Annotated in this window: 21 protein-coding genes; 2 read left to right on the top strand and 19 right to left on the bottom strand. The window is 72.2% G+C overall.

The window, feature by feature from the left end; all coding sequences use genetic code 11:
• Positions 1-46: 46 nt before the first annotated feature.
• Positions 47-1,702 (bottom strand): Rne/Rng family ribonuclease, encoded by a 1,656-nt coding sequence (locus IPJ95_11070; protein ID MBK7924155.1) that lies wholly within the window; start codon positions 1,700-1,702, stop codon positions 47-49.
• Between the two features lie 486 nt (positions 1,703-2,188).
• Positions 2,189-3,406 (bottom strand): acyl-CoA dehydrogenase, encoded by a 1,218-nt coding sequence (locus IPJ95_11065; protein MBK7924154.1) that lies wholly within the window; start codon positions 3,404-3,406, stop codon positions 2,189-2,191.
• A 105-nt stretch (positions 3,407-3,511) separates the two neighbouring features.
• Here IPJ95_11065 and IPJ95_11060 point away from each other — a divergent pair, with 105 nt between their 5' ends.
• Entirely contained in the window at positions 3,512-4,675 is a 1,164-nt protein-coding gene (locus IPJ95_11060) for a PQQ-dependent sugar dehydrogenase (protein ID MBK7924153.1), read from the top strand.
• Between the two features lie 4 nt (positions 4,676-4,679).
• Here IPJ95_11060 and IPJ95_11055 read toward each other — a convergent pair whose 3' ends face one another.
• The 13 genes from IPJ95_11055 to meaB form a co-directional block, all read right to left on the bottom strand.
• Positions 4,680-5,822 (bottom strand): P1 family peptidase, encoded by a 1,143-nt coding sequence (locus IPJ95_11055; GenBank protein MBK7924152.1) that lies wholly within the window; start codon positions 5,820-5,822, stop codon positions 4,680-4,682.
• 3 nt (positions 5,823-5,825) lie between these two features.
• On the bottom strand, positions 5,826-7,214 hold the full coding sequence (locus IPJ95_11050) for an ATP-dependent DNA helicase RecQ (GenBank protein ID MBK7924151.1): 1,389 nt from the start codon (positions 7,212-7,214) through the stop codon (positions 5,826-5,828).
• A 77-nt stretch (positions 7,215-7,291) separates the two neighbouring features.
• Entirely contained in the window at positions 7,292-7,462 is a 171-nt protein-coding gene (locus IPJ95_11045) for a hypothetical protein (GenBank protein ID MBK7924150.1), read from the bottom strand.
• Positions 7,459-8,214, bottom strand: coding sequence for an enoyl-CoA hydratase/isomerase family protein (locus IPJ95_11040; GenBank protein MBK7924149.1), 756 nt, complete (start codon positions 8,212-8,214; stop codon positions 7,459-7,461). Before IPJ95_11040 ends, IPJ95_11045 begins: the two co-directional genes overlap by 4 nt.
• Before the next feature lie 13 nt (positions 8,215-8,227).
• Positions 8,228-8,581 (bottom strand): hypothetical protein, encoded by a 354-nt coding sequence (locus IPJ95_11035; GenBank protein MBK7924148.1) that lies wholly within the window; start codon positions 8,579-8,581, stop codon positions 8,228-8,230.
• The gene (locus IPJ95_11030) at positions 8,574-9,950 is read right to left on the bottom strand and encodes a DUF1446 domain-containing protein (GenBank protein MBK7924147.1); all 1,377 of its coding nucleotides are present in this window, start codon (positions 9,948-9,950) and stop codon (positions 8,574-8,576) included. Before IPJ95_11030 ends, IPJ95_11035 begins: the two co-directional genes overlap by 8 nt.
• Positions 9,947-12,778: a S8 family serine peptidase gene (locus tag IPJ95_11025; GenBank protein ID MBK7924146.1), complete on the bottom strand. Its 2,832-nt coding sequence runs from the start codon at positions 12,776-12,778 to the stop codon at positions 9,947-9,949. Before IPJ95_11025 ends, IPJ95_11030 begins: the two co-directional genes overlap by 4 nt.
• Entirely contained in the window at positions 12,775-14,286 is a 1,512-nt protein-coding gene (locus tag IPJ95_11020) for an acyl-CoA carboxylase subunit beta (GenBank protein ID MBK7924145.1), read from the bottom strand. Before IPJ95_11020 ends, IPJ95_11025 begins: the two co-directional genes overlap by 4 nt.
• A gap of 118 nt (positions 14,287-14,404) precedes the next feature.
• Entirely contained in the window at positions 14,405-14,839 is a 435-nt protein-coding gene (locus IPJ95_11015; GenBank protein MBK7924144.1) for a cobalamin B12-binding domain-containing protein, read from the bottom strand.
• Position 14,840: 1 nt separating this feature from the next.
• The gene (locus IPJ95_11010) at positions 14,841-15,539 is read right to left on the bottom strand and encodes an HAD family hydrolase (GenBank protein ID MBK7924143.1); all 699 of its coding nucleotides are present in this window, start codon (positions 15,537-15,539) and stop codon (positions 14,841-14,843) included.
• Positions 15,536-16,690, bottom strand: coding sequence for a hypothetical protein (locus IPJ95_11005; GenBank protein MBK7924142.1), 1,155 nt, complete (start codon positions 16,688-16,690; stop codon positions 15,536-15,538). The genes IPJ95_11010 and IPJ95_11005 overlap by 4 nt, the downstream gene beginning before the upstream one ends.
• A gap of 77 nt (positions 16,691-16,767) precedes the next feature.
• Entirely contained in the window at positions 16,768-18,366 is a 1,599-nt protein-coding gene (locus IPJ95_11000) for a methylmalonyl-CoA mutase family protein (GenBank protein ID MBK7924141.1), read from the bottom strand.
• Positions 18,367-18,470: 104 nt separating this feature from the next.
• The gene (gene meaB / locus IPJ95_10995; protein ID MBK7924140.1) at positions 18,471-19,508 is read right to left on the bottom strand and encodes a methylmalonyl Co-A mutase-associated GTPase MeaB; all 1,038 of its coding nucleotides are present in this window, start codon (positions 19,506-19,508) and stop codon (positions 18,471-18,473) included.
• 248 nt (positions 19,509-19,756) lie between these two features.
• Here meaB and IPJ95_10990 point away from each other — a divergent pair, with 248 nt between their 5' ends.
• The gene (locus IPJ95_10990; protein ID MBK7924139.1) at positions 19,757-22,582 is read left to right on the top strand and encodes a TonB-dependent receptor; all 2,826 of its coding nucleotides are present in this window, start codon (positions 19,757-19,759) and stop codon (positions 22,580-22,582) included.
• Between the two features lie 78 nt (positions 22,583-22,660).
• Here the strand turns inward: IPJ95_10990 and mgtE are convergent, their stop codons facing one another.
• From mgtE to ybeY, 4 genes are read right to left on the bottom strand one after another with little or no spacing between them, the layout of a single operon-like run.
• Positions 22,661-24,010 carry a magnesium transporter gene (mgtE, locus tag IPJ95_10985; GenBank protein MBK7924138.1) on the bottom strand — a complete coding sequence of 450 codons (1,350 nt, stop codon included), beginning with the start codon at positions 24,008-24,010 and terminating at the stop codon, positions 22,661-22,663.
• Complete coding sequence (locus IPJ95_10980) at positions 24,007-25,212, bottom strand: HlyC/CorC family transporter (protein ID MBK7924137.1); 1,206 nt, start codon at positions 25,210-25,212, stop codon at positions 24,007-24,009. Before IPJ95_10980 ends, mgtE begins: the two co-directional genes overlap by 4 nt.
• Complete coding sequence (locus tag IPJ95_10975) at positions 25,209-26,402, bottom strand: HlyC/CorC family transporter (GenBank protein ID MBK7924136.1); 1,194 nt, start codon at positions 26,400-26,402, stop codon at positions 25,209-25,211. Before IPJ95_10975 ends, IPJ95_10980 begins: the two co-directional genes overlap by 4 nt.
• Positions 26,399-26,842 (bottom strand): rRNA maturation RNase YbeY, encoded by a 444-nt coding sequence (gene ybeY / locus IPJ95_10970; GenBank protein MBK7924135.1) that lies wholly within the window; start codon positions 26,840-26,842, stop codon positions 26,399-26,401. Before ybeY ends, IPJ95_10975 begins: the two co-directional genes overlap by 4 nt.
• Positions 26,843-26,882 lie beyond the last annotated feature (40 nt).

Genomic DNA, 26,882 nt, shown 5'->3' with positions numbered 1-26,882 from the left:
GGCGTGGGTTGGGGTTTGGGCAAGGGGCGCTCCCCGGGAGCGTGCCCTAGGCCACCGCGTAGATGTCGGTGACGTCCCGGCCGGCCGGGCGGCTCATCAGGCGGAACTCGTCCACCCGCATCATGGGGTCATCCCGGAGCTCCAGCTCGAGCCCGGTCAGCTTGCCCAGGGTGTGGATGAGCCGCGGCTCCTCCTCGAGGAGGTAGAGCGCTACCTCCGGGTGCAGCCGGATGGCCATCTGGCGCTCGCGGCGCTCCCGGCCGGCCCGCTTGAGCGACCGTTCCAGGCGCCGGGCCACCACCTCGGGGGTGAAGACGCGCCCGGTGCCGCCGCAGTCCGGGCACTCGGAGGTCATCGAGTGCCACAGCGAGGGCCGGACCCGCTGGCGGGTCATCTCGATCAGGCCGAGTTCGGAGACCGCGAAGGCCTTGGTGCGGGCGCGATCGCGGCCCAGGTGCGCCCGCAGCTCCTGCAGCACCCGTTCCCGGTTGGCCCGGGTCTCCATGTCGATGAAGTCGCAGACGATGATGCCGCCGATGTCGCGCAGGCGGATCTGCCGGGCGATCTCGCGGGACGCCTCGAGATTGGTCTTGAGGATGGTCTTTTCCGGGTCCCGCTTGCCGGTGTAGCGCCCGGTATTGACGTCGATCGAGACCAGCGCCTCGGTGGGCTGGATGATGATGTACCCGCCGGTCGGGAGGTCGCAGCGCGCCTTGAAGAGGTCCCGGATCTCGTTCTCGATGTCGAACTTGTCGAACAGCGGCACGGTCTCGGCGTAGAGGTTCACCCGGCTCATGAGCTCGGGGTCCACCCCCTTCAGGTAGTTCTCGATCTCGTTGAAGAGCTCCTTGGAGTCGACGTGCAGGGCGTCGACCTTGGCGCTGAAGAGGTCGCGGATGATGCCCCGGGTCAGCGAGGTCTCCCGCTGCACCAGGGCCGGGGCGCGCACGAAGGTCTTCTTCTTGTTGATCTTGCGCCAGATGTTGAGGAGGCTCTCGACCTCGCGGCGGAAGGAGTCCTCGGTGACATCCTCCGCCACGGTCCGCACGATCATGCCGCCGGCGTCCTCGGAGAGCATGCTGGAGACCATCTCGCGCAACCGGGCGCGGAGCTCCTTGCTCTCGATCTTGCGGCTCACGCCCACCTTGGAGGCATAGGGCATGTAGACGAGGAAGCGCCCGGCCAGGGAGATCTGCGCGGTGACCCGGCAGCCCTTGGTGCTGATGGGCTCCTTGGTGACCTGGACGAGGAGGGTCTGGCCCTTCTTCAGCAGGTCGGAGATGTCGGGGAGCTGGCGCCGGGAGCGGACCTCCCGCTGCCGCGGCTCATTGCCCCCCCCGTCGCCGTTGCGGCGGCCACGGCGCCCGCGGCGGCCGTCCTCTTCCCCGCCCTCGGCCGCCTCGCCGTTCGCGGCGGCCTCGGCCTCCTCGAACGCATCATCCCCCTCCTCCGAACCGGGCTCCTCGTCCTCCTCGGGTTCGAGGAGGTCGGAGGCGTGGAGGAAGGCGGATTTTTCCAGCCCGATGTCAACGAAGGCGGCCTGGATCCCAGGCAGGACGGCTTCCACCCGGCCAAGATAGATGTCGCCGACGATGCGGCGATGATCCGGGCGGTCCACCAGCAGTTCGACCAGTCGGTCGTCCTCGAGGATTGCCACGCGGGTTTCCCGCTGGCTTCCATTGATCAGGATTTCGCGCTTCACGCGTTCGAGCCTCGACCGGGCGGGACGGGAGCAGCGGCGGCAGCTGCGCGCGCCCCGGCCCCCCGGCTGTCGTTGATGTGCGGCGGCCCCGGCGGCCGGCGAACCGGTCCGTCGGGAGGCACCGCCCCGTGGCCGGCACTCCGACCAGGCGGGAGGTAGATGGAGATGAGGGGGAACTGGCGGGACGGACCGAGACGGGCCGCCGGCGCGTCGCAGGCGCCTCCGGCTCGAAGGACCGTACCGCGGTATGGACCTGCTGCGGGACATCCCCTGCCGGGGCCTGCCCCGCAAGTTGCCGCCGGGCCGTGCGCCACCCCCTGCCCGAGGAGAGCAGGAGGGTGGTCGCGAAGCACACCAAGCCCAGCCATGTCGATGGCATGGGCTAAAGATAAGAATGGCCTTGGGTTAGAGCAACTGGGTCCGGAAAACCGACCGCCCGGCGCGGGAGTCCCGGCCGGGCGGAGGGAGCGCTCCCGAACCCCGTCCCTACCGGACGATATCTCCCAGGATGTGCCGGGCAATGACGATCCGCTGGATCTCGCTGGTCCCCTCCCCGATCTCGCAGACCTTTGCGTCCCGCATCATCCGCTCCACTGGATACTCGGTGGTGTAGCCGTACCCGCCGAAGACCTGGACGGCCTTGGTGGTGACCCGCATGGCCAGCTCCGAGCAGAAGAGCTTGGCCATGGCAGCCTCCTTCTTGAACGGCTTGCCGTTCTGCTTGAGCCACGCGGCGTGGTACAGCAGGTGGGTGCCGGCCTCGATCTCCAGGGCCATGTCCGCCAGCTGAAAATGCACCCCCTGGAAGCTCCCGATGGCCTGCCCGAACTGTTTCCGCACGCCGGCGTAGCGCAGCGCCTCCTCGTAGGCCCCCTCGGCGATGCCGAGGGACAGCGCGGCGATGCCGATGCGGCCGGCATCGAGGGTCTTGAGGAAGTTGATGAAGCCCTGTCCCGGGGTCCCGAGGATGTTCTCCTTGGGGACGATGGCGTCCTCGAACACCAGCTCGCGGGTGTCGCTGGCGCGCCAGCCCATCTTGTCTTCCTTCTTGCCGGCGCGGAAGCCGCGGACGCGCGGCAGGTCCGGCGCATGCCCGACGCCGAGGGCCCGGCACTGCTCCAGGTCGCAGGTTTCCTTGGTCAGGATGAAGCTGGTGATGCCCTTGTTCCCCTTGCCCGGCTCGGTGCGCGCGGTGGCGACGAAGATCTCGCCCACGCCGGCGTGGGTGATGAACACCTTGGCGCCGTTGAGGAGGTAGTGGTCGCCCTTGTCCACCGCGGTGGTGGCGGTGCCTCCGGCATCGCTGCCGGCGCCCGGCTCGGTCAGCCCGAAGCCGCCCAGGACGGTGCCGGAGGCGAGCAACGGCACGTACCGCCGCTTCTGCTCCGCCGTGCCGAAGTCGACGATCGGGGAGGTCCCCAGGTTGGTATGCGCGGAAATCGTCAGGGCGTGGCTGGCATCGACCTTGGCCAGTTCATGGATCGTGATATAGTAGGAGAGCTGGTCCATGCCCGCCCCGCCCAGCTCCTCCGACCAGGGCACCCCGAGGAGGCCGAGCTCCCCCATCCGCTTGATGTTCTCCCACGGAAAGGTGGAGGTCCGGTCGAGCTCACGCGCGACGGGCGCGACGTGGGTCCGGCCGAAATCGCGGACCATGTCGCGCACCTGGTGGTGCTGCTCGGAGAAGTACAGGGAGAGATCCATGACCTGGCTCGGCTGGGGGGGCAAGGGAAACCGGCGACAATATAATCCGGCCCACCCGGATGGCTCACCTCTTATCTTTATGCACCTCCTGCCCCCGGGTCCATCATGCGACACCTCCTCCGGATCGGCGCCGTGGGCGCTGCGCTGGCCCTGGCCGCCTGCGGTGATTCCACCAGCCCCGCCGGGGGCCCCGCCGGCCTCACCCTGGTACCGGTGGACAGCGGCTTCGACTTCTCACTCTTCCTGACCGCCCCCCCGGGCGACCCGTCCCGGATGATGATCGTGGAGCGGGGGGGCCGGGTGCTGCTCCGGAAGGACGGGGTGCGACAGGACTCGGCCTTCCTCAACCTGACCAGCCTGGTCGCTCCCGCCAGCGGCGAGTACGGGCTCTACAGCATCGCCTTCCACCCGGACTACCCGCAGAACCGCCGCTTCTACGTCTACCACACCGACCTCAACGGTGACAGCCAGCTGGCTGAGTACCTCGCCGACGCCAGCTTTGACCATGCGGACCCCGCCAGCCGCCGCGTGATCCTTTCGCAGGCGCAGGACACCGCCACCGTGTATTACGGCGGCACGATCGCCTTTGGTCCCGATGGGATGCTGTATGTCGGGCTCGGTGACGGGGCGCCACTGGAAACGATCCCGGTGACGCCGCAGGACAGCGGCTCGCTGCTGGGCAAGATGCTGCGGCTCGACGTTGATGGCGGGGACCCGTACGCCGTCCCGGCGGACAATCCCTACGTGGGCCGGGCGGGGTGGCGGGAGGAGATCTGGCAGCTCGGGCTGCGGAATCCCTGGCGCTGGAGCTTTGACCGACGGACCGGCGACCTGTGGATCGGCGACGTGGGCGAGGACTACTGGGAGGAGATCGACTACCTGCCCGGGCCGGTTGTCGGAGGCAACAACTTCGGGTGGGAGTTCCTGGAGGGGACGCATTGCTTCCAGCCGGCGGTCGGGTGCCCAACGGCGGGCCTGGTGCCGCCGATCCTCGACTACGCCCACGGACCCGCCTGCTCGGTGACCGGTGGCTATGTCTACCGCGGCAGGAAGTACCCGGCCCTTCGCGGCACCTACTTCTACGGCGACTACTGCACCGGCGTCATCCGGCCGCTCCGGCTGCTCAACGGCGTCGTCACCACCGAGTACGCCCCGCTCAGCCCGCCCGTGATCAACGACAACGTGGTGTCGTTCGGCGAGGATGCCGACGGCGAGGTGTACGTGGTGATGGCCAGCGGCCGGGTGTACCGGATCGCCCTGGCGGGCTGAGGCCTCACCGCCCGATGCCGTACTTCTGCAGCACGGCGCGGAGGCGGTCCAGGGGGAGCGGGTCCACGGCGCCGCCCCGACTCTCCACCCGGGTGGCCATGGTCAGGGAGTTGTAGATCGCCTCCTCGGTGGCCTCGACCACCGCCTGGAAGAGGGGGGAGAGTTCATCGTTCTGCAGCTCCGCCGTCGCGGGCCGGCGGTCGCGGAAGGGCCGGCGCATCCCGGGGTGGGTGGAGAAGGCGATGACGTAGTCGCCCGAGCCGTTGGCCGCGCTCGAGCCGGTCCGAGCCAGCCCCATGATGGCGCGGGCGGCGAGACGCTCCAGGCTCTGGGCCAGCACCGGCGCATCGGTGGCCACGACGATCATGATCGAGCCATCCCCCGCCGAGTCCTCCACCTGCCCCCGGAAGGCGTACCGGCCAAGCTCCTTCCCGACCGGGGCACCCAGCACCTGCAGCACCCCGCCGAAGTTGGTCTGCACCAGCACCCCGACCTTCCATCCGCCGAGCGAAGCCGGCAGGGCCCGGGACGCGGTGCCGATCCCACCCTTCCAGCCGAACGCGACCGTGCCCCGTCCCGCCCCGACGCTCCCCTCGAGGACGGGCCCGGTGCCGGCGGCCTCCAGGGCGGCACGCACCTGCGCCGAGGTGACGGGCCGGCTCCGGATGGCGTTGAGGCCGCCGTCGTTGGTCTCGCCGACGACCGCGTTGAGCGACTGCACCGACGCCATCCCGGGCTGTTCCAGCATCCACCCCACCATGGCATCCGCAGCGCGCCAGACGCAGAGGGTGCAGGTGAGCAGGATGGGCGACTCGAGTTCGCCGAGTTCGCGCACCTGCGTCATGCCCAGCAGCTTGCCGAAGCCGTTGCCGACGTGGATGGCCGCCGGCACCCGCGCGAGGTAGGGATTTCCCTCGTGCGGGAAGATGGCCGTGAGGCCGGTGCGGACCGAGTCGCCGTCATCGATCGTGACCTGGCCCACGCGCACGCCGGGCACGTCGGTGATGGCGTTCAGGGGCCCCGGCGCGAAGATCCCGGGCGCGATGCCGAGAGCCCGGGCACGCACCTGGGCGGCCGACGGGAGTACGCCTGCGAGGGACAGCAGGAGCAGGAGGGCCGTGGGGCCCAGGCGCGCGATGGGAGGCATGCGTCAGAATACACGCAGCAACCGCCGGATGCCACGCGGCGAGGCGCGGGTGCAGACGTCACAGGTGCCGCAGCCCGTGCACACCTCACCGAAGTACCCCAGGAGCAGCACCCGTCGGCACAGCGGCCGCGTGGCGTAGGCTTCCATCACCCGCAGCCGCTCAGCCGCGGCGGCCCTGCGGCGCGCCACCCTGACCCAGCCGGCATCCCCGGCGGCGCCGCCCAGCTCTGCCCGCAGGCGATCCGCCGCGGCCACCACGGCCTTCGGGTGACGGGGTCGGCTGGCGGGATCCGCCCAGAGCTGTTCCAGCACCTTGCGTGGAGGGAAGGTGACATCGAGCTGGCGCCTGTGGATCTCGGGGTCTGCCGAATGATGCAGCAGGATGCAGCGGGCCTCCTGGCCATCCCGGCCGGCGCGGCCGGCCTCCTGGTAGTACGACTCCGGAGTCGGCGGCATCCCCCAGTGCACCACCAGCCGCACCCGTGGGGCATCGATGCCCATCCCGAAGGCCGAGGTGGCCACGACCACGTCGAGCTGTTCGGCGACGAACCGCTCCAGGACCTCCGCGCGACGCTCCCGGGTGAGCCCGGCGTGGTAGGGCGCGGCCCGATGCCCGGCGAACCAGAGCGCCTGGGCCACGGCGTCGGCGCTGTTGCGCGTGGGCACGTAGACAATGCTCAGTCCGGGGCGATCGGCCAGCAGGGCGCGGGTGCGTGGCAGGCGTTCGGAGGGACTGCGCAGCAGCTCCACCCGAAAGCGGAGGTTGGGCCGGTCGAAGGAGCCGAGGTGGATGTCGGGGCGTGTGAGCGCCAGCGAGGTGACGATGTCGTCGCGCACGGGGGCGGTGGCGCTGCCGGTGAGGGCCACGACGGCGGGCCGTCCCAGCTCCTCCCGGACCTGCGCCAGGCACCTGAAGGCGGGCCGGAAGTCGTGCCCCCACTCCGTGATGCAGTGGGCCTCGTCGATGGCGAGCAGCCGCGCCCGCAGCCCGCGCCGGAGCAGGTCGAGCGCCAGGGTGGGAGCGCGCTCGGGAGAGACATACAGCAACCGCAGGTCACCGCCGGCCAGCCGGGCCAGGATGGCGGCCTGCTCCTCGGCGGGGAGGAGGGAGTTGAGGGTGGCGGCGCCGATGCCTCGGCGCACCAGGGCACCGACCTGGTCCTGCATCAGCGCCACCAGCGGCGAGATCACCACGGTGAGCCCGCCGAGCACCAGCGCCGGCACCTGGAAGCAGATGGACTTGCCGCCGCCCGTGGGCAGCACCGCGAGGGTATCGCGACCGGCGAGCACCGACTGGACCACCCGTCGCTGCAGCGGCCGGAAGTCCTGGAAGCCGTAGTGTCCGTGCAGGAGGCGGCGCGCCTCCGCGATGCGTTCGGCGAGCGGGGTCATGCCGCCACGATAGCGGCGGGTGCCTGCCGGCCAGGGCACCGGCGAACGCGGAGGGGCGCGGGGAAACCCCGCCGCGCTCAGCCTCCGCGGCGGCGGAGGTAGAGCCGGAGGGCCAGTGCCCCGGCCAGGACCGCCATGGCTGCCCAGACCAGGTAGCGGTTGTCGAGCGCCACGCCGGCCCCGGCCAGGAGGAAGCCGAGCACCGCGAAGAACAGCCGCACGGCGGCGGGGGTCAGCCGGAGGTTCACTTCTGGAGGAACCGCTCGATCGCGGCGGCGAAATCGGGGTGCATGCGCGCCAGGGCGTTGATGCGCGCGCCGAGGGCAATGCCATCACGGAAGGAGGGGCCGTCGAGCTGGTAGAGCAGTCGCTTGGTGAGGGCCAGCGCCGAGGCGCTGGCCGAGGCGAGCTGCTGCAACAGGGCGCCCGCCTCCGCGTCGAGCCGGTCCGCCGGGACCACCCGGGAGACCAGCCCCGCCAGCCGGGCCTCCTCGGCGCCGAGCAGGCGGCCGGTGCTCACGAGGTCGAACGCCACCTTTTCTCCCACCTGGCGCCGCAGCATCGTCATGACCATCGCCGGCACGAAGCCGCGCTGGATCTCGGGGTAGCCCAGCTGCGCGGTGTCGGCGGCCAGCACCAGGTCGCAGGCGGTCGCCAGCCCCGCGCCGCCGGCCAGGGCCCGGCCGTGCACCACCGCCACGACCGGCTTCTCGAGCTCCCGGATGGCCAGGAACACCTCGCCCAGGCGGCGGGCGTTGCGCTCGTTCTCGTCCGGTGGCAGGTGCGCGGAAGCCAGCAGCTCCTCGAGGTCGGCGCCGGCGCAGAAGTCCTTCCCCGCCCCGCGCAGCACCACCACCCGCGCCGTGGGGTCGAGGCTGGCGTGGGCCAGCGCGGCGCGCAGCGCGTCGACCGTGGACAGGTCGACCGCGTTGCGCTTCTCCGGACGATTGAGCGTCAGGGTCAGGACGCCTGCCTCGACCGTGGTCAGGAGCGACGACACGGGGGCCCCCGGCTCAGCCGGCACGGGTGCGCTTGAGCTGGCGGGCCACCGCAGGCGGCACGTCGATCTCCAGGCGCAGGAGCGCGGTGGAGTAGACCTTGCCCTGGGCATCGGTCTTGAGCGAGATGGTGCCGCCGCCGTCGAGCGCGCCGTGGAGCAGGAAGTTGAGCGCCGAGAGGTTGGGCAGCTCGAAGCGATCCACGCCCTTGACCATGCCCTTGAAGTGCCGGGCCACGCGCGCGCGGGTGACTTCCTTGACCAGCAGCGGGTACCACGCCGGGTCGAGCGCGATCAGGCCGACGTTGGCGGTGTCGCCCTTGTCGCCCGAGCGGGCGTGGGCGAGCCAGCGGAGCTGGACCTTAGGCATCGAGCACCTCCACCCGCACGTGCGGTTCGATCTCGGTCCGGTCGATGAGCGCGGGCCAGTACGCCACCACCTCCTGCACCTCCGGCCGGCCGCCCGCGAACCCGGTGACGCTCGGCGGGCCGGTGAGCACCAGCGGCGCGATCTCGCGGGTGAACCGCTCCACCGCCGCCTTGTCGGGCCCGCGGACCCCGACGCGCAGCTGCACCTCCGGGGCCTCGGGATCGGGCGGCCCCGAGAGCGGGCCGTGGGTGGCGTCGACGCCGACATACTCGGTGAGCACCTGCTCGAAGCGGAGGCCCAGGTCGTCCAGGCGCCGGCGCAGGATGCGATCGGCGGCCCGGGCCTTGTCGTAGGCCTCGGGCCAGCTGTACACCAGGGTCCCGACCGCCTTGTACCCGTAGAAGTAGGCGATGGACACCTTGAGCATGTCGGTGCGCGGCCGGCCGCGGATCCCGCTCACCCGCACCCGGTCGCGGCCCGCGGCCTTGAGCTGGATGGAGGTGAAGTCGGCGATCCCGTCGGGGGTGATGTAGGTGTGCGGATCGCCCATCTCGTAGACCAGCTGCTCGGTGACGCTCGCCAGGTTGACCACGCCGCCGGTGCCCGGGTGCTTGGTGACCGTGAAGCTGCCGTCGGCGCGGGCCTCGACGATCGGGAAGCCCGGGTTGGCGAGGCCCTTCACCTTGCGCCAGTCGCGCAGCAGGTTGCCGCCGCTCGACTGGGCGCCGCACTCGATGATGTGCCCCGCCACGGTGCCGGCGGCCACCTTGTCCCAGTCCTGGGGGTCCCAGCCGAACTCGTGGAACAGCGGCCCCAGCGTCAGGCCGGTGTCGGTGACCCGGCCGGTGATCACCACCTGCGCGCCCCGCCGGAGCGCCTCGACCATCGGCGCCATGCCGAGGTAGGCGTTGGCGGAGAGGACCTTGTCGCGGATGTCGGTGAGCGGGCGGCCGGTGTCGAGGTCGCGCAGGGCGTGGCCCTTGGCCAGCAGCTCGTCGAGCCGCGGCAGGATGTCATCGCCGCTCACCAGCGCGATCCTCACCCGCTCCGAGAGCCCGAGCGTCCGGGCGGCCTCGCGCACCGCCTCGGCGCAGGCCCGCGGGTTCACGCCCCCCGCGTTGCTGGTGACCTTGATCCCCTTCGCGGCGATGTCGGGGAGGATCCGCTCCATCAGGGGGACGAAGTCACGGGCGTAGCCGTAGCGCGGGTCGCGCGACTTCTGCTTCTGCATGATGGACATGGTCACCTCGGCGAGGTAGTCCATCATCAGGTAGTCGATCGGGCCGCCCTGGACCTGGCGGACGGGGGCCTCCAGCCAGTCCCCCCAGAAGCCCTGTCCCGCGGCGACGCGGACGATGCGGTCGGTCATGGGTGAAGCGGCGCCTCCGGCGCCGGGAGCGGGACCTCGAGGGTCCAGGTGCGTTCGTCCTCGGGGACAACGACGATGCCGAGGGGGACGAATCCGGGGCCGGGGACGAATCCCGGCTCCTTCATGGGAATGGTCAGGGTGGCGCCGCCGTGCGCCGGCACGGTGAGCGGCTCACCGGACAGGCGGCTCACGTGCGCCGAATCGGCGTACAGCCGGATGGAGACCCGCGCCGACCAGGGCCGGCTGCCGGCCGGGTCGGCCAGCCCGGGGAAGAGGGCGACCTCCGCCGCGCCATCCGCCGCCCCGACGCGGGCGGCGGGAAGATCGACGTGCAGCCGCCCGAAGGCGTAGTTGAGCGGCGCCTTGCCCAGCTGCCGCCCGTCCTCCCCGAGCAGGGTCACGCCGAAGTCGGTGAACTGGGGCCACGCCGCGCGATCCATCTCGACGTCCACCGCCGCGTGCACCGCCCAGCCCGGGATCGGGAAGCGCACCCGCTCCACCGCCGCGCCCCGGGATTCCACCCGGGCGTGACGCTCGGCGCCCACCAGCACCACGAAGGGGTCCGTGGTCACGGCATCGGGGGTGAGGTTCCCGAGCGCGATGCCGATGCCCCGGGCGTCGCGCGCGGCGGCGATCGTGACCGGGCTCTGCTGCACGATCAGGTCGGCCGCAGCGCCGTCGAGGGGCGGCGCCACCACGGCGGCCTCGTAGAACCCCGGCACGACATCGCGGGCATCGACCACGTACACCCCCGCCGCCTCGCCGGATCCCGCGCCGATGCCGCTCTCCTCGCGGTAGGGCTGCCCGCCGGGCTCGTGCAGGTAGGCCAGCACCTGCTCCCCGGGATCGCGGGTGGAGACCGCGACGGCGAAGGGCCGCTGCGGCATCGCCTCGAAGAAGGCACGCGCCGTGGCCCCCGCCGCGAGCCGACCGAGGTCGGCCACGATGGTGGCGCCGGTGTCGGCAACGACGACGGTGGTCACCAGCCGGAACAGCGGGCCCGCCGCGGTGTCGGTGGTCCAGCCGGTCACCACGCCGGTGCGGACCCCGGGCTCCGCGAAGGCCGATGGCCCCGCGCGGAGCGTGATGCTGGTGCTCCCGGGCGCGAGGGTGACGCGCGCCGGCGCGGCGAGCCAGTCGGCCCCCGAGCGCAGCGTGACTTCCACCGGGGCGGCGCCCGCAGCCAGGGCCACCACGAACCCGAACGCGGTGTCGGGCGCCGCGCCCAGCCGGGTGATGCGATACGCGGCGCTGCCGCGCCCGTCGGTGGTGCGCACCGCCACCTCCGGCAGGGCGCGCCCCTGGGCCAGCCAGCGCCACGCGCGCCCCACATCGGGTTGACCGGTGCCATCGTCGAGATAGCTCCCCGCGGCCAGCGGCCGGGCGGTGACCATGAGGGCCTGACGCACCTGCCGCGCATCCGGCGGCCGGCCGGCCTGCGCCTGGGCGGAGTAGAGCAGCGCCACGAGCCCCGCGACGTGCGGAGCCGCCATGCTGGTGCCCGCCTTCCGCTCGTCCCCGGTGTCCCACCGGGGCACGCTGGAATAGGCCAGGCCGGGCGCCACGATGTCCGGCTTGGCGAGTTCCCCGCCGCGGGAGCTGAAGTAGGCGATCGGATCGCCCGAGCGTCCGCTGGCGCCGAGGAACACCACCGGGAAGGTGGCGCCGACGGTGATCGAGCGGCTGGCGGAGCCGGGGTAGCCGAGGGTGGAGAGCCCCGGCCCATCGTTGCCGGCGCTCAGCGTGAAGGCCACCTCGGGGTGCAGCGCCAGCACGGAGTCCAGCATCTGGTCGATGCGGGCCGCGCCCTCCGCCTCGTTCCCGACCCCGAAGCTCATGTTGATGACCAGCGGGAGCCGGCGGCCCTGCGCAAACCGGATGGCGTACTCCACCGCCCGGATCATGCTGCCGGTGGTCGAGATGCCACCCTGCGCGTTGTTGGCGATCTTGAGTCCGAGCAGGTAGGCGCCCGGGGCCACGCCCTCGAAGCCGGTGACGCCGTAGAGCCGGTGGGCGGCGGCGATGCCGCCCACGTGCGAGCCGTGGGCGCTGGTGTCGAAGTAGAGGTCGAGCTGCGGGCCTCCATCGGCGCCGGTGGCGAAGTTGGCCGCGATGGTCACCTGGGCCGCCCGGGACCCGGTGCGCCAGGCAAAGGTCTCACGGCCGGCAAGGAAGTCCCGGACCGGGCGCTCATCCTCGAGCGTGCCGTCGCCGTCGGTATCGGCCAGGAGCACCCAGCCGTCGCTGGCGCGGCCCACCACCACGGCGAGCGTGTCGGCGTCATCGCGGTCGCCGTTCAGGTCCGCGGCGGGCAGCTTGCCCAGCGCCAGTTCGGCGATGGTGCCGGCGTAGTAGCGATCGGCCATGGCCACCGCGCGGAGCCGCCCGGCGCCGCGGAGGCGGCGGCTCCCCACCACGAACTCGTCGCCCACCGGCGCCACCGGCGCCAGGGCGATCCGTCCCTCGCCCGAGAAGTCGCGGAGGTCGAGGATCTTCCGTTCCCCGGTGGTGGTGCTGTCGAGCCCGGGGATGGCGGGGTCGAGCCCGCTGTCGAGGATGGCGATCAGGACACCGCGGCCATCGTAGGTCGGGTGGGCCTTGAGGAACTCGGGGATGCCGGTCGGGGCCAGGGGCATCCAGCCGCGGAGGTAGGCCTCGAGCGGCGGCAGGATGGGCTGCGGTTCGGGCTCCGCGGGCCGGCTCGGGGCGGGCGGCGCCACGGGAGCGGTCCGCGCCGGATCCACGCTGGGGCGCACCGCCGGCCCGCCGCCGCAGCCCAGCAACGTGAGGAGCCCGGCGGCTCCCAGGACGGTCCGCTGCCCGCTCATGCGAGGGGCGGCAGGACGAAGGGCCCGATGTGCGGGCCGGGGTTGGCGCGCGTGACCCGCAGCAGGAACGCCAGCATGTCCCGGGTCTCCTCCGCGCCGATGATCGCGTCGACGTAGCCCCGCGCGGCGGCGTACTTGGCGTCGAGCTGGTGCTCGTAGTCGGCGCGCATGGCGGCGGCGGCGGCGGCCACCTCCGGCGCCGGCGTGCGCTTCTCGGCACGCGCCTTGGCCAGCTCCACGCCGTGCACCGCCTCGACGGCGGCCTCGCCCTCCATCACCGCCATCCGCCCGGTGGGCCAGCTCACGATGAAATCGGGGTCGAACCCCTGCCCCGCCATGGCGTAGTAGCCCGCCCCCGAGGCGTGGTTGAGGGTGAGCACGATCTTCGGCACCACGGCGGTGGACATCGCCTCGACGAAGCGGGCCCCGGCGCGGATGATCCCCGACTGTTCGGCGTCGGGGCCCACCATGAACCCGCTCACGTCCTGCACGAACAGGAGCGGGATCCTCTGCCGGCTGGCGGTCTCGATGAAGAACGCTGCCTTCTCCGCGCTCTCGGTGTAGATGATGCCGCCGATCCGTGGCATCTGGCCCGGCTTGCCCTTGATCACGGTGCGCGCGTTGGCCAGCACCGCCACCGGATGGCCCTCGATGGTGCCGTGGCCGCAGAGCAGTTCCTTGCCGAGGTCGGGCTGGAACTCCTCCAGCCGGCCGCCGTCGAGCAGGCAGCCGAGCACCGCGTGCATGTCGTACGACATGCGGTGGTCTGCGGGGAGGATGTCGTAGAGGTCGGTGATGGGGCGGCTGGGCGGCGCGTACTCGGCCGGAGCCGGCAGCGCGGCGCGGGGCAGCCGGGCCACGTACCCGCGCACCATCCGGAGGCACTCCGCATCGGTGGCGGCGCGGTAGTGGGCCACCGCCGACACCGAGGTGTGCATCGCGGCGCCGCCCAGGGTCTCGGCGTCCACCACCTGGCCGGTGGCACCCTTGACCAGGTTGGGGCCGCCGAGGCCCATGAAGCTGGTGCCCTCGACCATGAAGATGACGTCGGAGAGCGCGGGCAGGTACGCCCCGCCGGCGATACAGCTCCCCATCACGGCGCTGATCTGCGGCACGTTGAGGTAGCGCCGCATGAGCGAGTTGTAGTAGAAGATCCGCGCGGCGCCGTACTGTCCCGGGAAGACCCCGCCCTGGTACGGCAGGTTCACGCCGGCGGAGTCGACCAGGTAGATGATCGGGATGCGTTGCCGCATGGCCACTTCCTGGGCCCGCAGCATCTTGCGGATGGTTTCGGGCCACCACGAGCCGGCCTTCACGGTGGCGTCGTTGGCCACCACCACCACCTCGCGGCCTTCGACGACGCCCACGCCGGTGATTACCCCGGCGCCGGGCGCCTGGCCATCGTACTGGTCGTAGGCCATCAGCAGGCCGAGCTCGAACCACGGGGCGCCGGGGTCGAGCAGCGCCTCCACCCGCTCCCGGGGCGCGAGCTGCCCCTTCTCGTGCATCTTCGCCACGCGCTTGGACCCGCCGCCCTGGCGCAGCCGGGCGGCGAGTGCCTCGTACTCCTCGGCGAGCACCCGCAGCCGGGGGGGCCGCGTGGTGCCGGGGGTCTTGGCCACGACACTAGTCCTTGAGGTGATCGACGGCCCAGCCCTGGATGTAGGCGATGAGGTCGCCCGTGGGGGTGCCCGGCCCGAAGAGCCGCCCCACCCCCGCGCGTTCCAGCGCCTGCGCGTCGTCGTCGGGGATGATGCCGCCACCGGTGAGGAGGATGTCGGCGCGGCCGGCCTCGTTGAGCAGGACCCGGACCCGCGGGAAGAGGGTCATGTGGGCCCCGGAGAGAATCGAGAGCCCCACCACGTCCACGTCCTCCTGCACCGCGGCGGTGGCGATCATCTCGGGGGTCTGGTGCAGGCCGGTGTAGACGACCTCCATCCCGGCGTCGCGCAGGGCGGCCGCGACCACCTTGGCGCCGCGATCATGCCCGTCGAGTCCCGGCTTGGCCACCAGGACCCGGATCGGGCGGGAGAGCGGTTTCTTCTCGAGCTGAGCCACCATGTCAGTCCCCGGGTTGAACCTGTCCGTCAGCGTCCAGCAGCAGGTCGGCCACCGCGGCCACGCTGGGCGCGGTGCGCACGTCGCGCCCGGCATGCAGGCCGAGCGGGTCGAGCAGGATCACGTCGAGGCCGGCGCGCCGGGCCCCGACCACGTCCACTTCGTAGATGTCACCCACGTAGAGCGCGGCGGCCGGCGGCAGGCCCAGGCGCTCCAGCGCGATCGCGAAGATGCGCGGGTCCGGCTTCTCCACCCCGACCAGCTGCGAGTCGATCACCAGCTCGAAGGCGTCACGGATGCCGGCCACCGCGAGCGCCTCTTCCGCCCGGCCGTCGCTGTTGGAGACGACGGCCAGCCGGAGCCCCGCCCGACGGAGCCGCGCCAGCGCCGGGGCGGTGGCGGGGTCGATCGCTCCCCAGAGGTGCCGCTCCCGGTGCAGCCCGAGCAGGGTCTCGCGCACCACCTCGTTCCGTTCGAGCGGCACCCCGGCGAGCCGGAACAGCAGCTCGAGGTAGCGCGAGGCGCGCTCGCGGTCGGTGGTCTCCCCCTGCTCGAGCGCCAGCGCCGCCGGTCCCGCCTGCGCGGCCAGCCCGGCGGCGGTGAGGGGGACGCCCGTCGCCTGACCCACCGCGGCGGCGAGCCGCGGGTAGTCGAGCGAGACGAGCGTATTGCCGGCGTCGAACAGGACCGCGCGCAGGCTCACCGGAACCGGAGCAGCCCGGCGAGGCTCGCCACGGCCTGGCGGGCCTCGTCGTCGTACACCACCTCGACCTCGACCCGCTGGCGGAGCGCCTCCTCGATGGCCTCGTCCACGATGTCGAGGACCGGCACCACGTCGCCGTCGGCCCGCAGCTCCCGCTCCTGGAGCGCCAGGCGCCCGGTGCGGCTGGAGCGGAACCCGGGACCCTGCGCGTCGGCATCGACCAGCAGGGTGCGCACCTGCCCGCGGCCCAGGGCCCGGAGGGTCCCCTCGAAGCCATCCACCGCCCAGCCCTGGCCCAGCGCGTCCTCGAGGCCGTGCGCGATGTGGCGCTCGGCCTCGCGCTCGAACTCGGCCCGGGCGGCCAGGGTGGCCTCGTAGACCACCGCGGTCTTGGCGTCCTTGGGGTTGAGACTGACCACCCCCATGAGGCGTTCGGCCAGGTAGGGGTGCAGGAAGGCCGCCACGGCGCCGGCTTCCTTGCCGGGCCCGGCCAGCACGATGCCGTGTACCGGCCGCTTCCGGTGGTGGGCAAAGAGCCGCTCGGCGATCGCGGCGTAGTGCCGCTGCTTCTCCTCGCGGATGCGGTTGTTGAACTGTGCCTCACCCTGCCCCGGCGAGCCCTGCCGGTCGCTGTGGAAGCGGCCGCCCCGGGTGCTGTCGGCCTTGATGCCCTCGAGCTCCTCGGCGCCGAAGGCCGTGACCTCGAACAGGCGGGCGCTGGTCCGGTCGAGGACCACCGTGAGCAGGCTGCCGATCTCGTCCTCGACCGAGGCGAGCTCGCGCACCAGCGGCGTGCGGTCCACCGCGAGCCGGGAGCGGTGCACGCTGGGGAGGCCCACCAGCTCGAACAGCTTGAGCGGCCCGCAGGCGAAGACCGCGACGCCCTGCGAGGCGGGGAGGCGCGCCGGCTCCCGCAACTGGTCGAGGATCCGCTTGAGGTCGGCCTGCACCTCCTCGCGCACGCCGCGTGGGAGGTCGAGGCCGGCCAGCGCCTGCTCCACCTCGCGGATGCGGTTCTTGAGCTTGATGACGTACTTGCCGCGCGCCCGGTCCCGGGGCTCGACCTTGAGGTAACAGGTGACGATCCGGTGCTCGTCGGTCCGCAGGCGGGTCAGCCGGGTCAGGAGCTTCTTGATGTCTGGGTTCGTCATGGGTCCACGTCAGGGCGATGGCGGCGCCAGCCGGCCCCGGACGCGTGGTCCGGGCCCGCCCTCGGGGCGCCGCCGGTTCAGAAGAACACGGGTTCCCGATAGGTCCCGTAGACCCCCTCGAGCACGTGCCGGATCTCGAAGAGGGTCGCGTATGCCCGGGCGCAATCGAGCATGAGGGGGATGACGTTCCGCCCGTCCACCGCCGCGGAACGGAGCGCCTCGAGGGCGGCGTCCACCCGGGCCTGGTCCCGGCTTTCGCGGAGCGCCGCCATGCGCGCGCGCTGCTGCCGCTCCGCGTCCCCGCCGATCTTGAGGATCGCCACCGGCGGCTCTTCCTCCTCGGCGAACTGGTTGAGCCCCACCACCACCCGCCGGCCCTGCTCCACCTCCTGCTGGAACCGCGAGGCCGACTGCGCGATCTGGCGCTGGAACCAGCCGCCCTCGATGGCCCGCACCACGCCGCCCTGCGCCTCGATCTCGGCAAACAGCCCCGCCGCCTCCCGCTCCAGCCCGTCGGTCAGGGCTTCCACGTAGTAGGAGCCCCCCAGCGGATCGGCCACGTTGGGGACGCCGGTCTCGTAGGCCAGGATCTGCTGGGTGCGCAGCGCGATCCGCACCGACTCCTCGGTGGGCAGGGCCAGGGTCTCGTCCAGCGCGTTGGTGTGGAGCGACTGGGTGCCCCCCAGCACCGCGGCGAGGCCCTGGTACGCCACTCGCACGATGTTGTTGTGCGGCTGCTGCGCGGTGAGCGACACCCCGGCCGTCTGGCAGTGGAACCGCATCTGCCAGGAGCGCGGGTTCCGGGCCCCGTACTTCTGGCGCATGGTCCGGGCCCAGATGCGGCGGGCGGCGCGCAGCTTGGCGATTTCCTCGAAGAAGTCGTTGTGGACATCCCAGAAGAACGACAGCCGGGGCGCGAAGGCGTCGACGTCGAGCCCGCGCTCGAGGCCGTGCTCCACGTAGCAGAAGCCGTTGGCGAGCGTGAACGCCAGCTCCTGCGCGGCCGTGGCGCCCGCCTCGCGGATGTGGTAGCCCGAGATGGAGATGGTGTTCCACTTCGGGGTGTGGGCCGAGGCCCACTCGAACATGTCGACGATGACCTTGAGCGCCGGCTCCACCGGGAAGATCCAGGCATGCTGGGCCATGTACTCCTTCAGCATGTCGTTCTGGATCGTGCCCTGCAGGCGGGCGATGTCCACCCCCTGGCGCTCGGCCGCGGCCACGTAGAAGCAGAACAGCATGGCCGCGGGGCCGTTGATGGTCATCGACGTCGACACCTGGTCGAGCGGGATCCCGTCGAAGAGGTCCTCCATGTCGCGGGCGCTGGAGATGGCCACGCCGCACTTGCCGACTTCGCCCTCCGACCGGGGATGGTCGGAGTCGTAGCCCATCAGGGTGGGAAAGTCGAAGGCCACCGAGAGCCCGGTCTGGCCCCGCGCCAGCAGGAACTTGTAGCGCTCATTGGTGTCCTGGGCCGTGCCGAAGCCGGCGAACTGGCGCATCGTCCACAGCTTGCCGCGATACCCGGTGGGATGGATGCCCCGCAGGTAGGGGAACTCGCCGGGCAGCCCCCCCTTCTGGGTGCGCAGGAGGTCGAGCACGGTGTATACCGGCTCCACGCTCCGGCCCGACCAGCTGCTGAAGTCGGTGTCGGCGCGCACGGCCTGGCTCGCCATGGCGGCGCGCCACGCGGCCACCTCCAGGCGCAGTGCCTCGAGCTCGCGTTCCTGCGCCTCGATGCGCTGGGCGAGGTCCTGCGTTTCGTCCGGCCGCGAAATGGTCATAGGCGGGATCCCTGCTTGAGTCCGTCCAGCACCAGGGCGGCCACCTCGTACGGACTGGTGCGCCCCTCGACCACCGCGTCCAGCTGCTCCTGGATCAGCTGCTCCGCCCCGCTCTCCTGCCAGATCCACTGCCGGGCGGCCCGTTCGACCACTTCGCGGGTCCGGTCGTGCAACCGGCGCCGACGCCGGGCCTCCAGGGCCCCCGTGCTCCCGAGATGCCCGCGGTGCCGCTCCAGGGCATCCACCAGGGCCTCGGTCCCCTCGCCCTTGGCGGCGATGGTGCCGAGCACCGGCGGCATCCACTCCGGCGGGGCGGGCTCGGCCGCCGCCTCGCTCACCGGCCGGGTCACCGCGGCCCCATGATGCGCCTTCACGTGACGGAAGGCGTTGCCGTGGCGGATGCCGAGGGTCACCTCGATCTCCTGCCGCAGCCGGTCGGCGCCGGGGCGGTCGGCCTTGTTGACCACGAACAGGTCGCCGATCTCCATGATGCCCGACTTGAGGGTCTGGATGCCGTCGCCGGATTCAGGGACCAGCACCAGCACCGTGGAGTCCGCGGTGCGCGCCACGTCGAGCTCCGACTGGCCCACCCCCACCGTCTCGACCAGGATCCGATCAAAGCCCCCCGCGTCCAGCACGTCGCACACCTCGCGGGTGGTGGTGGCCAGCCCGCCGAGGGAGCCGCGGGTGGCCATGGAGCGGATGAACACCCCCGGGTCGAGGGCGATCGACTCCATGCGGATGCGGTCGCCGAGGAGGGCGCCCCCCGTGAACGGACTGGTGGGGTCCACCGCCACGACGGCAACGGTGAGGCCCTGGGCCCGGTACGCCTGCACCAGGCGCTCGGTCAGGGTGGACTTCCCGGCGCCCGGCGGGCCGGTGATGCCGATGCGCCAGGCGCGACCCAGCGCGGGATGGATGGACGACAGCAACTCCTCGAAGCCCGGCCGCGCATTCTCCACCATCGAGATGGCACGGGCGATCGCCGGGGTCTTGCGGGCCCGGAGGTCGGCCACGAGGGGAGCCGGAGGCATGGATGTAACTTCGCTAGACTGAATCACCTACGCAACTTTCGGGGATCCCCCCAAGAGGGCGGCGGTCCGGGGCGTTCCCGCCGGGTCGGGCGCGCCCGCCTCGCCCGTCGCTCCGGATCGGGGCCTCCCCCGGCGATGGCGCGGGCACGGCCGCGCGGGTCGCTTGACGCGCCCATGATTCGGGCGTACTCTCGCCGGTGAGAGGCCTTTCCCCACCGACAAGCCGCTTCACCCCTTCGGAGGTCCGGATGCAACGATCCGTGGTCCGCCTGCTCGGCCTGTGCGCCGGGTTCTTGCTGCTGCTCCTCGCCGCGCCAGCCCCCCTCGCGGCCCAGTCGGGCAGCGTGCAGGGCAAGGTCATGGACAGTACCGGTGCCGCGATCGCCGGCGCCACCGTGTCGGTGGACGGGACCACCCTGCGCGCCACCACCGCCGCCACCGGCCGCTACACCCTGCGCGGCCTGCCCACCGGGACCCGGACGCTGCGGGTGCGGGCCATCGGCTACACGCCGCTGCAGACCAACCTCGAGATCGCCGCCGGCGACATGGCCCAGCGCGACTTCACGCTGGCCCGCTCGGCGGTCGAACTGGCGCCGATCGACGTGGTCATCGGCTCCCGCGGGCGCCACACGGCGGCGGAGGAGCTGGCGGTGCCGGTGGACGTCTTCACCGCCGAGGAGATCGCCCAGCAGGGTACCACGGAGACCAGCCAGATCCTGCAGGCGCTGGCGCCCTCGGTGAACTTCCCGCGGCAGAGCGTCACCGACGCCAATGACATCATGCGGCCCTTCACCCTGCGGGGGCTCTCGCCGGACCACACGCTGGTCCTGGTGAACGGATGGCGGCGGCACCAGATGGCGGTGGTGAACACCTTTGCCTACGGCATGGGCGCCGGCAGTTCCGGGGTGGACATGAACGCCATCCCCGGCGGCGCCGTGGAGCGGATCGAGGTGCTGCGCGACGGCGCGGCGGCGCAGTACGGGTCCGACGCCATCGCCGGCGTGGTCAACGTGGTGCTCAAGGAGGGGCGCTTCTCGCCGTTCCTGACGGCCAACGCCGGGCAGTACGTCACCGGCAAGGGCTACAAGAACGACGGCTCCACCGTGGACCTCAACGGCGGCCTGGGGATCGGGCTGGGCCGGGGCTCACTGGCGATCTTCGGCGAGTTCCAGCGGCGCGAACCCACCAACCGCGCCTGGGCCGACCCGTACCTCGTGGACGCCGCCGGCAATGCCGACTCGATCAACAAGAACGGCGAGGTCGTGGTCAAGCGGAACAGCCTCCCCCAGCCCAACCTCCACTGGGGCGACGGGTTCGAGAAGGACGCGATGACCTTCGCCAACTTCCGCATGCCCCTGGGCGCGGCCGGCAGCACCGAGCTGTACGCCTTCGGCGGCTACAGCCACCGCATCGGCACGGGCAACGGCTACTGGCGCTACTTCGACGGCAACCGCAACTGGCAGGAGATCTACCCGCAGGGGTTCCTGCCGGAGTTCCATCCCACGGTGGAGGACTTCTCCGCCGCCGCGGGGCTGCGCACCAGCGCCGCCGGCTGGGCCATCGACTTCGGCGGCACCTACGGCGTCAACCGGTTCGACTACAACCTCCGCAACACGCTGAACGCGTCGCTGGGCCCCTGCCTGGTCACCGCCTGCGCCCCGGGGGCCGACAGCACCCTGGGGACCAGCGATGACCCGGGGATCCCCAACCAGACCTCGTTCTTTGCCGGGCGCCTGCTGCGCCGCGAGACGATCGGGGCGGTGAACTTCGCCAAGGCGCTCTCGCTCGGGCTGCCGGCCGCGGTCAATGTGGCCATCGGCGGCGCGGTGCGGCGGGAACAGTTCAAGATCGAGCAGGGCGAGTTCGCCTCGTGGGTGAACGGCAATCACCTCGACCAGGACTCGGCCGGCCCGGCGCCGGGCGGCTCGTCGGTCTTCGGCGGCTTCTCGCCCAGCGACGCCAGCGACCACTCCCGCACCAACGCCGGCGCATACCTCGACCTCGAGACCAACCTGACGCCGAAGGTGCTGGCCAACGTCGCCAGCCGGTTCGAGAACTACTCCGACTTCGGGTCCAACCTCTCCGGCAAGCTGGCGCTGCGCTTCCAGCCCACCCCGCGCCTGGTGTTCCGCGGCGCGGCGAGCACCGGGTTCCGCGCCCCGGGGCTCAGCCAGAACTACTTCAGCCACCTGACCACGAGCTACATCGCGGGCCAGCTGGTGGAGGTGGGCAACTACCCGACCGACAACCCGGTCTCGCAGCTGCTGGGCGCCAAGGCGCTCAAGGAAGAGAAGTCCCTCAACCTGAGCGCCGGCCTGGCGGTGACCCCGCGCGACAACCTGACGATCACGCTCGACGTCTACCACATCAAGATCACCGACCGCATCCTGCTCGGGGCCACCTTCGATGACGACACCACGCTCGCCATCCTGGCCCGCAACGGGTACACCGGCGTGGGCGGCGTGCAGTACTTCACCAACGGGCTCGACACCAAGACCCAGGGCATCGACCTCTTGGCCAGCCTGCGGGTGCCCGCCGGGCTCACCGGCACGCTGACCTTCGACGCCGGGATCAACTACACCAAGAACAGCATCACCCACATCGACCCGCTCCCCGCGGCCCTCGCCAACTCCACCGAGCCCGGGCTGATCGACACGGTGACCTACATCGGCATCACCGAGGAGCGGCCCGACTGGCGCGGCACCCTGACCACCACCTACGACCGGGGCCGCTTCCACGCCCTGACCCGCGCGTCGTACTACGGGAAGTTCTCCTCGGCCCAGCCGGGCTACTGCGACCTGTGCCGCGAGAACTACGGCGCCAAGACGCTGTTCGACGCCGAGATCAGCTACACCTTCAACCAGGTCAAGCTCGCCATCGGCGCGCGCAACCTCTTCAACACCTACCCCGACCAGCCGTCGTCCAACACCCCGACCGACCCGGGCGACCCGAATTCGGACCCGGCCAAGCTGTTCAACAACAACTACGGCACCTTCCCCTGGGCCGCCGCGAGCCCCTTCGGCTACAACGGGCGGTTCCTCTACAGCCGGGTGGAGGTGCAGCTGGGATGGTAGGGCGGTAAGGCGGCAAGGCGGTACGGCGGTAGGGCGGTAGGGCGGCAGGGGCGCGTGAGCGCTCCTGCCGCCATTCCGTTACACCTGGAGCAGCCAGCCCGCGAGGCCGAACAGGAGGGAGTAGCCGCAGACGTCGGTGAAGGTAGTCACGAAGATCGAGCTCGCGACGGCCGGGTCGATGCCCATCCGGTTGAGCACCAGCGGGATGAAGGCCCCCGCAAAGCCGGCCACGAGCAGGTTGCAGGTCATGGCCAGGAAGACCACCAGGCCCAGGGCGGCACCGTGCCCCAGCGTCACCGCCACCAGGGCCGCCGCCGCCCCGTTGACCGCGCCGTTCACCATGCCCGCCAGCACTTCCTTGCCCACGATGCTGGTGGCCCGCCCCACCGGGATGAGCCCGAGCGCCACGCGGCGCACGGTCACGGCCAGGGCCTGGGTGCCGCCGTTGCCGCCCATGCCGGCGATGACCGGCATCCAGAAGATGAGCGCGCGCACCGCCGAGACCCGGTCGGCGAAGAACGAGGCGACCGCGCCGGCCGCAAAGGCGGTCACCAGGTTCACCAGCAGCCAGGGGAGCCGGCTGCGCACGGCGCCGGTCCACGGCGCGGCGAGCTCTTCGTCGGCGGAGGTGCCGCCGAACTTGAGGAGGTCCTCGGTCTGTTCCGCCTCGACGACGTCGATCACGTCATCGAAGGTCACCTGCCCGAGCAGTCTGCCGCCCCCATCCACCACCGGGACGGCGGGGACGTTGTAGCGGCTCATGATCCGGGCCACGTCCTCCTGGTCCATCTCGGGGGCCACCCGGATCTCCGTGTCCTCCATGATCTCCCGCACCGGCCGACCGGCCGGGCTGGTCACCAGGCCCTTGATCGGCAGCACCCCGAGCAGGTGCCCGGTCTCGTCCACGACGTAGACCTGGGTGAAGTCCTCGATCTCCTCGGCCTGCCGTCGCAGCGACTCGATCGCCTCCCCCGCGGTGGTGTCGTCCCGGACCGCCACCACCTGGGCGGTCATGAGGCCGCCCGCGGTCTCCGGGTCGTAGCGGAGCAGGTCCTCGATGTCCGCCCGGTCCTCCACCTCCGCCAGGATCCGCTCCTGGTCCTCGGGGTCGAGGTTGCCGACGAGGTCGGCCGCCTCGTCGTCCGGCAGCTCCTCCACGATCTCGCCGGCGGTGGCGGGCGCCTCCTCGGCCAGGCTTTCCATCGTCTCTTCGGCCTGGGTCTCGTCGGTCATCTCGACGAGTGCCGCGCCGGAGAGCCGCGCGGGCAGCGCCTTCACCACCTCGAGGCGTTCCTCATCGTTCAGGGAGGAGAGCACGTCGCCGAGGTCGGCGGGCTCCGCCTTCTCCGCCAGCGCCAGGAAGCCGCGCAGGTTGCCCCGGCGGATGAGCTCCAGCATCGAGCGGACGATGGTCGCGGTGCGGCTCACGCGAGGCCTCCTCCGGCCACGGGCGGGGACAGCACGATGGGCGGCGCGGCCCCGCGACGGATCAGCACCCGGTCCACCCGGGTAGGCGAGGCCTGCATCACCTCGAACTCGAGCCCGCGCACCATGAACCGTTCACCGGCCTGCGGGATCCGGCCGGCCAGCTCGGCCAGCAGGCCACCGGCGGTGCTCACCCGCACCTCGGGCAGCCGGAGCTCGAAGCGCTCCTCGATGGCGCTCACCGGCGTGCCGCCGTCCGTCTCGAACAGCAGCGGGCCGGCGGCCTCGGCCTCCGGCGCGGGGTCGTGCTCGTCGAAGATCTCGCCCACCAGCTCCTCCAGCAGGTCCTCGAGGGTCACGATCCCCTGGGTGCCGCCGAACTCGTCGAGCACCACGGCGAGGTGGCGGCGCTCCCGCTGCATGTCGAGCAGCAGGTCGCCGCAAGTCCGGGTGGCCGGCGCGTTGGCCACCGGGCGGATGGGAAGCTGGTCGCCGGGGCGCAGGCGGAAGAGGTCGAAGGCGTGCAGCATCCCCACGATCTCGTCGAGGGTCCCCCGGTACACGGGGAGGCGGCTGTAGCCGCTCTGCGCGAAGACCGCGGCGATGTCCTCGAGGGCGTCGTGCTCCGCCACCGCCACCAGCTCGGTGCGGGGGGTCATGACCTCGCGGGCCGGGCGTTCGGTGAACGTCATCACCCCGCCGACCATCAGCAGCTCGTCGTCCTTGGCGAGCCCGATGGCCGCCCCCTCCCGCCACACCGCCCGCAGCTCGCTCGCGCCGGGCCGGGCCCGGGCCGGCAGCACCAGCCGCACCAGGGAGGCGAGCAGCCGGAGCAGCGGCACCACCAGGCTGCGCAGCCGCTCGGCCCGGGGCCGCACCAGCCAGCGGGGGATGAAGTAGCCCGCCAGCAGCACCCCGGGGACCACCACCAGCACCAGCACCAGCGCGAGGGCCGCGAGGGTGTAGCCGGTGAAGAAGGCGGGCAGCGCGGCGCCGACGATGATCATGCCCAGCGCGGTGAGGATCCCGGTAACGCCGAGGTACTCCTCCATCTGCGCCAGCCAGTCGAGCGAGCCGGCGTTGCCCTTGAGCTGGCCGGCCACCGCGCGGGTGAGCTCCAGCCGGCTCAGGGAGACGAGCGCGGTGCCGGCCATGGCGCCGAAGATGGCGAGCCCGAGGCCCACGGCGAGGACGGCCCAGATCATCCGGCGCCCTCCCCCGGCTCCGCCTCGAGGGGCGCAGGCCGGGTGATCAGCACCCGCCGCACCCGCCGGCGCGCCACCTGCTCCGCCACCAGTTCGTAGCCGTCCACCTCGGTGCGCTCGCCGCTGCGGGGCACCCGCCCGAACAGGTCGAGCGCGAGACCGCCCACGGTGGCCAGGTCCTCCCGCTGGAAGTGGTGCCCGAGCAGCGCCTCCAGCTCGGCCAGCGGCACGCCGCCCTCGATGGACAGGCGCCCCTCGGCGTCTTCCACGATCGGCGGCGCCTCGTCGGTGTCGTGCTCGTCCTGGATCTCGCCCACCACCTCCTCCAGGATGTCCTCGAGCGTGATCAGGCCCGCGGTGCCGCCGAACTCGTCGACCACCACCGCGAGGTGGCTCGGCCCGCGCTGGAAGTCGCGCAGCTGGCGGTCGAGGGTCTTCCCTTCCGGCACGAAGGCCGCGGGCCGGATGAAGGCCTGCCACTCCCCCGCCTCGGCACCGGTGGCGAGGCTGGCGACCATGTCCTTGGCGTAGAGCACGCCGACCACGGCGTCGGGGTGCCCGTCCAGGACCAGGATGCGCGCGTGCTCGGACCGGCGGAGGGTGGCGACCACCTCCTCGCCGGTCGCGGCGGTGTCCACCGCGATGATGTCGATCCGCGGCGTCATCACCTCCGCCACCGTCATGTCGGCCAGGGAAAAGAGCCCGAGCAGCATGTCGCGCCGGGCCGGTCCGCTTTCGCGATTGAGGGCGGGGCTTGGCGCCCGGATGCGGTTGTCGGCCCGGGCCACAAGGGCCAGGAGCGGCGCGAACACCCGCAGGCTCCGGAGTGCGGCGGGGCGCACCAGCGGCGGCAGGTCGGGCGCCACCGCGGCGAGCAGGCGCGGCAGGAGGCTCGCCACCACCCACACCAGCACCACGGCCAGCAGCAGGCGCAGCGTGGCGCCGAGCGGCGCCCACTCCCACCAGGTCTCCGCGATTCCGCCCGCGGCGCCCGCGAGCACCAGCAGGAAGAGGTGGCCGGCGTAGAGCGCGCGCGCGGGGGGCAGCCGTCCCCCCACGCCGACCTGCTGATCGGCGAGGATCCGCGGGACCTCGGTGTCCGCCTCGGCGGCAAACGAAAGCCACGCGGCCCAGAGCGCAAAGCAGAAGGTCGCGAACGGCGTCAGCAGGTGGTGCAGGGTTTCGATCATGCGAGCCTGGAGACGAGGCGTTCCTGCGCCCGCCACATCGCGGACCGGGTGCGGGCCTCCCCCTCGGGGTGGTCGAGGCCGAGCACGTGCAGCGCCCCGTGCACCACGAGGCGGATGGCCTCCTCGCGGGGTGGGACCCCGAACTCCCGGGCCTGCTGCCGGGCCACGGCGGGGCAGATGTACACGTCGCCCGTGATCGTACCGTCGGGGGCCACCAGCGCAAAGGAGAGCACGTCGGTGGGCCGGTCCTGGCCCTTCCACGTCCGGTGCAGCCGCTGCATGGCCGGCCGCGTCAGCCAGGTGACCTGCAGCGTCACCACGGGCCGCCGCGCGGTGGCCAGCGTGGCGCGCGCCACCCGCGCGACGGTGGCCGCCGGGAGCGGCGAGCGTCCCGCCACCACGACCGTGACCCGCTTACGCCGGTCGGTGGCCGGACGCACGGCGGGTCCCTCCGGCCCGGCGGGCCCTGCGGGCGGCGCA

The sequence above is a fragment of the Gemmatimonadota bacterium genome (assembly GCA_016713785.1).
In the GTDB taxonomy this organism is placed as follows: Bacteria; Gemmatimonadota; Gemmatimonadetes; order Gemmatimonadales; family GWC2-71-9; genus JADJOM01.
The sequence above is the reverse complement of the archived record's forward strand: the minus strand, read 5'-3'. Positions and strand labels throughout refer to the sequence as shown.